General features: G+C 65.8%; 8 protein-coding genes. 6 read left to right on the top strand and 2 right to left on the bottom strand.

Annotation, left to right across the window (positions count from 1 at the left end):
- Both ADBZ5U_RS12580 and ADBZ5U_RS12575 read right to left on the bottom strand, forming a co-directional pair.
- A partial coding sequence (locus ADBZ5U_RS12580) for a hypothetical protein (RefSeq protein ID WP_526810676.1) occupies window positions 1-343 on the bottom strand: 343 nt, incomplete at its 3' end.
- 74 nt (window positions 344-417) lie between these two features.
- Window positions 418-1,143 (bottom strand): bacteriorhodopsin, encoded by a 726-nt coding sequence (locus ADBZ5U_RS12575; RefSeq protein ID WP_526810674.1) that lies wholly within the window; start codon window positions 1,141-1,143, stop codon window positions 418-420.
- 180 nt (window positions 1,144-1,323) lie between these two features.
- Between ADBZ5U_RS12575 and ADBZ5U_RS12570 the strand changes: the two genes are divergently transcribed.
- From ADBZ5U_RS12570 to ADBZ5U_RS12545, 6 genes are all read left to right on the top strand, one after another.
- Complete coding sequence (locus ADBZ5U_RS12570; RefSeq protein WP_526810673.1) at window positions 1,324-2,676, top strand: ABC1 kinase family protein; 1,353 nt, start codon at window positions 1,324-1,326, stop codon at window positions 2,674-2,676.
- 4 nt (window positions 2,677-2,680) lie between these two features.
- Window positions 2,681-3,607: an alpha/beta fold hydrolase gene (locus tag ADBZ5U_RS12565; RefSeq protein WP_526810671.1), complete on the top strand. Its 927-nt coding sequence runs from the start codon at window positions 2,681-2,683 to the stop codon at window positions 3,605-3,607.
- Between the two features lie 132 nt (window positions 3,608-3,739).
- A complete protein-coding gene (locus ADBZ5U_RS12560) occupies window positions 3,740-4,636 on the top strand; it encodes a cyclopropane mycolic acid synthase family methyltransferase (RefSeq protein WP_526810670.1) in 897 nt (298 codons plus the stop codon).
- 196 nt (window positions 4,637-4,832) lie between these two features.
- A complete protein-coding gene (locus ADBZ5U_RS12555) occupies window positions 4,833-5,348 on the top strand; it encodes a hypothetical protein (RefSeq protein ID WP_526810669.1) in 516 nt (171 codons plus the stop codon).
- Window positions 5,349-5,447: 99 nt separating this feature from the next.
- The gene (locus ADBZ5U_RS12550) at window positions 5,448-7,238 is read left to right on the top strand and encodes a DUF4012 domain-containing protein (RefSeq protein ID WP_526810668.1); all 1,791 of its coding nucleotides are present in this window, start codon (window positions 5,448-5,450) and stop codon (window positions 7,236-7,238) included.
- A 64-nt stretch (window positions 7,239-7,302) separates the two neighbouring features.
- On the top strand, window positions 7,303-8,675 hold a 1,373-nt coding region (locus ADBZ5U_RS12545; RefSeq protein WP_526810667.1), incomplete at its 3' end, for a tyrosine-protein kinase domain-containing protein.

Here is an 8,675-nt window from a genome sequence, read left to right as displayed (position 1 = left end):
CGCCCTGGGTGTTCCACCACACCGGGTCGTAGTGGAAGTGGCTGATCATGTGCATCGTCCAGCCCGGTTCGGCGACGACGAAGTCGAAGGGGAACTCGGCGTCTGCGCCCACCACCCGCGCCGCACGAACCCCCGACGACACGGGCCCGCCGACCTCCACCGCCACCTCGACGGTCCCCGCCCCGGCCGGGGCGGTCACCGCCGCCGGCGTGCTCAGTCCGTCGCCCTCGACGCGGACCGGGAACGGCGCCGCCGCGCCGGTGTAGCCGACCCGGACCACCTGCAGTGGCCGGTCGGGGTTCCCGACGAACAGGTCCGTGGACTCCGCGGCGCTGATCTGCACGCCCGCGAATCTACGGCAGAAACAGCAGACCGCCGGGCCCCTGAGGAACCCGGCGGTCTGCTGCGTTCCGCGGGCTAGGCGCCCACGCGCTCCACGACCGTGCCGCGCAGCTTGTTGGTCCCGCTCACCAGCAGGATGCCGAAGCCGACTTTGGCCAGCAGGTCGATCACCGCGAAGGTGGCGATCTCGGTGCCGAGGCCGACCTTTCCGGCGCCCTCGGTTCCGATGGCCCACAGGATCGGGTAGATGAACCACAGCACGGCCAGGACGCCGAGCAGTTGGGTGTACAGCGCGGCGTGCCCGGCGCCGCGCAGGGCGGCCGCGGCGCGGATCGGCCCGGCGATCATGTAGAGCACCACCAGGAAGAAGGCGCAGCTGATGATGTACCAGATCCACCGGGTGTGGGTTTCTTTGCTCAGCGCCCCGAACAAGCCGGTGACGACCATCAGGACGTCGGCGCCGATGACGCCGGCCACCAGCGCGTTGCGGTCACGCCCTTCCGCCGGGCTGGTCAGCCGGGGCAGTGCCACGGTTATCAGCCCGATCAGCAGCAGCGGCGTGGTGAACATCCAGTCGAGGTAGCGGGCGTAGTACACGGTGCGTTCCACTCCGCCGTCGTCGGTGAAGGTGTGGATGCCCTGCTTGCTGGCCATCGCGAAGTAGGCGCACGCCGCGATGATGCAGACGAACGCACTGGCGGTGACGTGGTGCCGGCCCTCCGCCTTGCCGCCGAGGCCGATGATGGCAACCGCGCCGAGCGCCATGCCGATCGTGCCGATCCAAAGCCAAGTTGAGGTCATGGTTGGTCGTGTCTCCTTCCGAGAGGTACCCGGTCCGTCGCCGGCCGGTGTTCCCCCGGCGAGAAACTCATTATTAGCCCTCCCCCACCTCGGATTCCAGAAAACATCTGCGCGTCATGCATTTGTTACCGCCGGACGCCCGAAATAGGTGCTCACCGACTCGTTTGGCACACTGGCCGGGTGGGTTCCGCCAAAGGTCAGCACCGCGAGGTCGCCAGATTGGATCGGGTGCCGCTGCCCGTCGAGGCGGCCCGCGTCGGAGCCACCGGTTGGCAGCTGACCAGAACGGGATGGCGGGTGCTTTCCAAGCTTCCCGGCAAGGGCAGCGTCCCGGACAAGGTCCTCAAGGAGATCCCGAAGACCTTCTCCGACCTGGGCCCCACCTACGTCAAGTTCGGCCAGATCATCGCCTCCAGTCCCGGCGCGTTCGGCGAGCAGTTGTCCCGGGAGTTCCGCAGCCTGCTCGACGCCGTCCCGCCGGCCGACACCGCCGCGGTCCACGAACTGCTCACCCAGGACCTCGGCGCCGACCCGGCGGCGTTGTTCGCCTCCTTCGACGAACGGCCGTTCGCCTCGGCCTCCATCGCCCAGGTGCACTACGCGACCCTGCGCACCGGCGAGGACGTGGTCGTCAAGATCCAGCGTCCCGGCATCCGCCGGCGGGTGGCCGCGGACCTGCAGATCCTCAAGCGCTTCGCCCAGGTGGTGGAGTTGGCCAAGCTGGGCCGCCGGCTCTCGGCGCAGGACGTGGTGGCCGACTTCGCCGACAACCTCGCCGAGGAACTGGACTTCCGCATCGAGGCGAAGTCGATGGAGGCCTGGGTGTCCGGCCTGCACGGCTCCCCGCTGGGCCGCAATATCAAAGTGCCGCAAGTGCATTGGGAGTTCACCAGTGAGCGGGTGCTCACCATGGAGCGGGTGCACGGGGTGCGCATCGACGACGTCAAAGCCATCCGCGAAAAGGGTTTCGACGGCACCGAGTTGGTCAAGGCGCTGCTGTTCTCCACCTTCGAGGGCGGCCTGCGGCACGGCCTGTTCCACGGCGACCTGCACGCCGGCAACCTTCTGGTCGACGACGACGGCCGCATCGTGTTCCTGGACTTCGGCATCATGGGCCGCATCGACCCGCGCACCCGGTGGCTGCTGCGCGAACTGATCTACGCGCTGCTGGTCAAGAAGGACCACGCCGCGGCCGGCAAGATCGTCGTGCTGCTGGGCGCGGTGGGCACCGTCAGGCCGGAGGCCCAGGCCGCCAGGGACCTGGAGGCGTTCGCCACCCCGCTGACCATGAAGACCCTCGGCGACATGTCGTATGCCGAGATCGGCCGGCAACTGTCGACGCTGGCCGACGCCTACGACGTCAAGCTGCCCCGGGAACTGGTGCTCATCGGTAAGCAGTTCCTCTACGTCGAGCGCTACATGAAACTGCTGGCGCCGAAGTGGCAGATGATGAGCGACCCGCAGTTCTCCGGCTACTTCGCCAACTTCATGGTGGAGGTCAGCCGGGAGCACCAGAAGGACACCGAGGTCTGAGGCCTTGGACACCCGCAGCGGATATGCCAGGTCCGGCGACATCGAGTTGCACTACGAGGACCTCGGCAACCCCGAGGACCCGCCGGTCCTGCTCATCATGGGCCTGGGCGCGCAACTGACCCTGTGGCACGACGAGTTCTGCCGGAAGATCGTCGGCCTCGGCTACCGGGTCGTCCGGTTCGACAACCGCGACGTCGGGCTGTCCACCAAGTTGCACGGCCGGCGGGCCGGCGGCCCCCTCATCCCCCGCCTGCTGCGTCTGCTGGTGGGCCTGCCCAGCACCTCGGTGTACCGGCTCGAGGACATGGCCGACGACGCCGCGGCGGTGCTGGACCATCTCGGGATCGGCCGCGCGCACATCGTGGGGGCGTCGATGGGCGGCATGATCGCCCAGGTCTTCGCCGCCCGCCATGCCGACCGCACCGCCGGCCTCGGCGTCATCTTCTCCTCGAACAACTCCGCCCTGCTGCTCCCGCCGGCGCCGGCCGCGCTGTTGTGCCTGCTCAAGGGGCCGCCGCCGAGCTCACCCCGCGAGGTCATCGTGGAGAACTCGGTGCGGGTGTCCAAGATCATCGGCAGCCCGGCCTACCCGGTGCCGGAGGAGAGGTTGCGCGCCGAGGCGATCGAGAGCTACCAGCGGTGCTTCTACCCGCAGGGCATCGGCCGGCACTTCGGCGCCGTCCTGGGCAGCGGCAGCCTCAAGCGCTACGACGCCCGGATCGACGCGCCGACGGTGGTCATCCACGGCCGGGCCGACAAACTGATGCGCCCCTCGGGCGGGCGGGCGATCGCCGCAGCCATTCCCGGAGCCCGCCTGGTGCTGTTCGACGGCATGGGCCACGACCTCCCGGAACCACTGTGGGACGACATCATCGGCGAACTCGACACAACGTTTTCGCGGTTCGTCGGCGTGCTGCGCGGGGACGGATAGCCCGACCCGGGTAGTATCGGCGTGTTGTCGAAGCAGGTTGGGCCCACCGAATCGTCGCGCTGGAACCAGGTTGCACCACTCGCGGGGGCCGTGATGATCTACACGTCAAGCAGCACGGGAGCGCGCATTCTCATGCCTGAAGCCGGCGATACCAAGGACATGCAACCGCACTTCGAGGACATCCAGGCCCACTACGACCTCTCCGACGACTTCTTCGGCCTGTTCCAGGACCCCACCCGCAAGTACAGCTGCGCCTACTTCACCGGCCCCGACGCCACCCTGTCGGAGGCGCAGGTCGCCAACGTCGATCTCAACCTGGACAAACTGGACCTCAAGCCGGGTATGACGCTGCTGGAGGTCGGCTGCGGGTGGGGTCTGACACTGCGGCGGGCCATGGAGAAGTACGACGTCAACGTGATCGGCCTGACCCTGTCGAAGAACCAGCAGGCCTACTGCCGGCAATTGCTGGGCGCGGTCGACAGCGGCCGGACCTTCGACGTGCGACTGGAGGGCTGGGAGCAGTTCCACTCACCGGTGGACCGGATCGTCTCCATCGAGGCCTTCGAGCACTTCGGCTTCGAGCGATACGACGACTTCTTCAAGACCTGCTACGACATCCTGCCCGAGGACGGCCGGATGACCATCCAGAGCAGCGTCGCCTACCACCCCTACGACCTTGCTGCCCGCGGAAAAAAGTTGACGTTCGCGTTAGCCAGGTTCATCAAGTTCATGTACACCGACATCTTCCCGGGCGGCCGGTTGCCCAGCACCGCGATGATGGTCGACCACGGCGAGAAGGCCGGGTTCGCGGTGCCCGAGACCATGTCGCTGCGCAACCACTACATCAAGACCCTGGGACTGTGGGCCGACGCCCTCGAGCGCAACAGGGCAGCCGCCGTCGCGGCCACTGACGAGGCCACATACGACAAGTACATGCGGTATCTGAAGGGCTGCCAGTACTACTTCATCGACGAGAGCATCGACGTCAGCCTGGTCACCTACCTCAAGCCGGGCGCGACGGCCGCATAGCGGCCCCGGATTCCCGCGCTCCCACCATCCTTGGAACGCGGGTTTCCCCTGCTTACCGGACGCCGTGCCGGGGCTGAGAAAAAACTGAGGGACTTTTGGCCCGACATTTGCCCATTCCGGTTGACAAGCCGTAGCCCGGATGGCAGGGTTCCCCTTGAAAGCAAGACTCGACCGTTCTAGGGATGGGGATCCACCGATGACTTCCGCAACCACTAAGTTCCAGCTGGGCGCCGCAGCCCTGGCGATGGCCGCTGCTGCCGCCGTCAGCCCGGTGGTCGCCCAGGCCGACTCCGCCGCTCCCTTGGCGCCGTCGCTGACCTCCTTCGCCAAAGCCCTCGGCAGCTCCGCCGGCACCGAACTGTGCGATCCCGCCAGCGGTGGTGTGGACTGCGCGGCGCTGAACGTGGTCAGCAGCAAGACCGCCGATGCCACCGGCGCAAATTCGCTGTTCCAGAACGACGTCATCTGGCTCGGCGCGCCGAACGGGACCTTCTGGAATGACGCCAACACCGTCGAGGTGTGGAACTTCTCGGTGATCAACGTGCTTCCGCCGGGCATTCAGGACGGCCCGATCGGGGAGTTCATCAAGAACCAGAGCAGCCAGTCCTGCTTCATCGGCATCACCACCTCCTTCGGTGGCCCCTACGGCGAGCCCGGCCAGTTCAAGCACGCGTACAACCGTTCGGGTTGCAACGTCGGGTGGAACGTCTAACTCGCTCCCTCAACACAGCAATGGGGCGGCCGCAGTCCGGCCGCCCCATTGCTGTGTTTGTAGACTGCTGCCGATCACGCCCCGATGAGGAACTTCTGAGTGAACTCGCCCCGCAAATCCGAAGGCCGCTTCGCTGAGGACCGCCGTCCCCTGCGCTGGATCGGCCTGGCGGTGCTTGCGCTGGTTCTGCTGGCCGGCGCCTGGCTGGGATTCCAGGCCCTGACCGCCAAATCCAACCTGGAGCAGGCGCGCCAAAGCGCACAGCAAGTCAAGGACGCGCTGCTCAAGGGCGACTCGGAGGACGCCACCCGGGCCGCCCAGAGCGCGCTGACCCACGCGCAGTCGGCCCGGTCGGCCACCCACTCCGGGATATGGAATCTCGCCGCCGCGGTGCCGGTCATCGGCGCGCCGCTCAAGACCAGCCAGCAGATCGCCGACGTCGTGGAAGGGCTCGCCGCCGACATCCTCCAGCCCGCCGCCAAGGCGGGCATCGGGCTGTCGCCGGCGAAGCTGTACGACAACGGCCGCGTCAACGTCCAACTCCTCCGCCAACAGGAACCCGAACTCGTCACGCTCGCCGAGGACGCCAAGCGGCTCGACGAACAGGCCGCCGCCATCCCGGAGGCCGGGTTCGTCGCCCCGATCGCCAACGCCCGCACCCAACTGCAGAACCAGACCTCCGAGGTGTCCTCGCTGCTGCACAACTCGGCGCTGGCCGCCCGGATCGGGCCGGCGATGATGGGCGCCGACGGCCCGCGGACCTACCTGATGGCCTTCCAGACCAACGCCGAGGCGCGCGGGACCGGTGGGTTGCTGGGTGGGTTCGGCATCCTGCGCTTCGTCGACGGAAAGCCGATCGTCGACACGCTGGGCTCCAATGCCGAGCTCTACAAGGCGACCGCGGCCATCGATCTGGGGCCTGAATTCAACGAGCTGTACGGCGATAGCCGACCACTCACCGACGTCCGGAACAGCAATCAGAGTCCTCATTTCCCTTACGCCGCACAGATCTGGAAGTCGATGTGGGAACGCGAGACCGGTAGAAAAGTAGATGGGGTCATAGCGCTTGACCCGGTAGCCCTGAGCTACATCCTGGGCGCCGAGGGTTCGGTGACCCTCCCGGACGGCCAAGTGGTAACCCAGGACAACGTGGTCGAACTCACCGAGTCCACCACCTACGTCAAGTTCCCCAAAGACCAGGACGCGCGAAAGAAGTACCTGCAGGACATCGCCAACGCGGTCGTGAAGAAAATGACTACGCAGGTCAACTCGCCGGGCAAATTGCTCGACGCCCTCGGCCGTGCCGCCGGCGAGCGCCGCATCTCGGTCTGGAGTGCCTTCCCGGCCGAGCAGAAGGTCCTCGAGGGAACCATCTTGGGGCACGTCATCCCGGACGACGCGGCGCCGTATGCCCAGGTGATCATCAACAACTTCGGCGGCAACAAGATGGATTACTACCTCAAGCGAGAGATCGAATTCGCGGCCGACGACTGCGACGGCGACATGAGGAACTCGACGGTGACCGTACGGTTGACCAACACGTTGAGCGATGCCAAAGGACTCCCCGAATACGTTGCCGGAAGCATGGGGTTGCCTGCTGATACCCCCATCAAGATCCCCCCGGGATCGATGGTCAGTTCCGTTCGGGTCATCGCCACCAAAGGCGCCACGCTTCAAAACGTCACGTCGGGCGGGAATCGCGTGATAGCTACCGAAGCTGTGGAGCGTGGCCACCCGAGCTTTGAAGTCCAGGTCGTGGTCCCACCCGGTCAGAGTGGCGAGTTGGTGTTCCAGTTCTCCGAACCGACGGCCGCGGGCGAAGCGAGGGTTCCCGTTCAACCATTGATCGACAATCCGACTCCCGCCGTTTCGGTACCGGTGTGTTCGTGATGAGCCGACACAACGACATCGGACAGATGCCCGTGAATCTCCCATCGGCCGCAGAGGTATAAGCGTGAATCTCCAGGAATTTCTCAAGCTGCTCCGAACCAGGTGGGTGACCGTTTTGGCCGGCACCCTGACCTTGGTGCTCCTCGCCATCATCTACACGTTGATGACGACCCCCCTCTATCAGGCTTCCACCAGACTGTTCGTGTCGACGTCGGCCGGTAAGTCGGTCTCCGATTCGTATCAGGGCCAACGGTTGTCGCAAGAACGTGTGCTCTCATACACCCAGTTACTCATGGGTGAGACGCTGGCTCAGCGCACCATCGACAAGATGGACCTCGACGTGACCGCCCGAGCACTCAAGGCCAAAGTCAACGCAACCGCCAAGCCGGACACCGTCCTCATCGACGTCACCGTTCTCGACGCCTCGCCGATCAGGGCGCGGGATATCGCCAACGCACTGTCGGATGAATTCGTCGTCATGGTCAGGCAGTTGGAGACCCCCGACCCGGGCTCGAAGCCCGACGCGCGCGTGATCGTCGAACAGCGCGCCTCGATACCCAGTACCCCTGCCGTCCCGAACCCCAAGCGCAACATCGCCGCCGGCCTCGGCCTTGGGATGCTTCTCGGGACCGGACTGGCACTCCTGCGCGACCGCCTCGACAACACCGTGAAGAGCAGGGAGACGCTCGAGGAGATCACCCACGTGGGTCTCGCCGGCAGCATCCCACTCGATAAAGATCGCCGCAGGGAAACCGCGATCTCATTCGAAACGAGCAACACGGGCATTTCCGAAGCTTTCCGGAAACTTCGCACCAATCTGCAATTCCTCAACGTCGACAATCCACCGCGCGTCATCGTCATCACCAGTTCGACTCCAGCCGAGGGCAAGTCGACAACCGCGATCAATATCGCGCTGGCACTGGCCGAAGGCGAGTACAACGTGGTACTCGTCGACGGCGACATGCGACGGCCGTCAGTGGACAAATATCTCGACTTGGTCGGCTCGGTCGGCTTCAGCACCGTGCTCAGTGGCGGCGCGTCCCTGGACGAGGTATTACAAACGACGAAGTACCCGCGACTGAGCGTCCTCACCGCGGGCACCATCCCGCCCAATCCGAGCGAACTGCTCGGCTCTCAAGCTGCCAGGAAGGTCATCAGCGACCTCCGCGAGCAATTCGACTACGTCATCATCGACTCGTCGCCTCTGCTTGCGGTCACCGATGGCGCCATCTTGGCCACCAACGCAGACGGGGCGTTGATCATGGCCCGCTTCGGGGAGACCAAGCGGGAGCAACTCGCCCACGCGGTCGGGACGCTGGAGAATGTCGGCGCGAACCTGCTGGGCGCGGTGTTCACCATGACCCCTTCCCGCGGGCATGCGTACTACAGCTACAACTACAACTACAACTACTACGGCGAGGATCGGGTGCGGGAACG

This window comes from Mycobacterium sp., from assembly GCF_040398885.1.
Classification (GTDB): domain Bacteria; phylum Actinomycetota; class Actinomycetes; order Mycobacteriales; family Mycobacteriaceae; genus Mycobacterium.
The sequence above is the reverse complement of the archived record's forward strand: the minus strand, read 5'-3'. Positions and strand labels throughout refer to the sequence as shown.

Excerpts from the sequence above, each read along its gene's own strand:
- ADBZ5U_RS12575 (WP_526810674.1), bottom strand. The coding sequence starts at position 1,143 with ATGACCTCAACTTGGCTTTGGATCGGCACGATCGGCATGGCGCTCGGC.
- ADBZ5U_RS12560 (WP_526810670.1), top strand. The coding sequence starts at position 3,740 with ATGCCTGAAGCCGGCGATACCAAGGACATGCAACCGCACTTCGAGGAC.
- ADBZ5U_RS12555 (WP_526810669.1), top strand. The coding sequence starts at position 4,833 with ATGACTTCCGCAACCACTAAGTTCCAGCTGGGCGCCGCAGCCCTGGCG.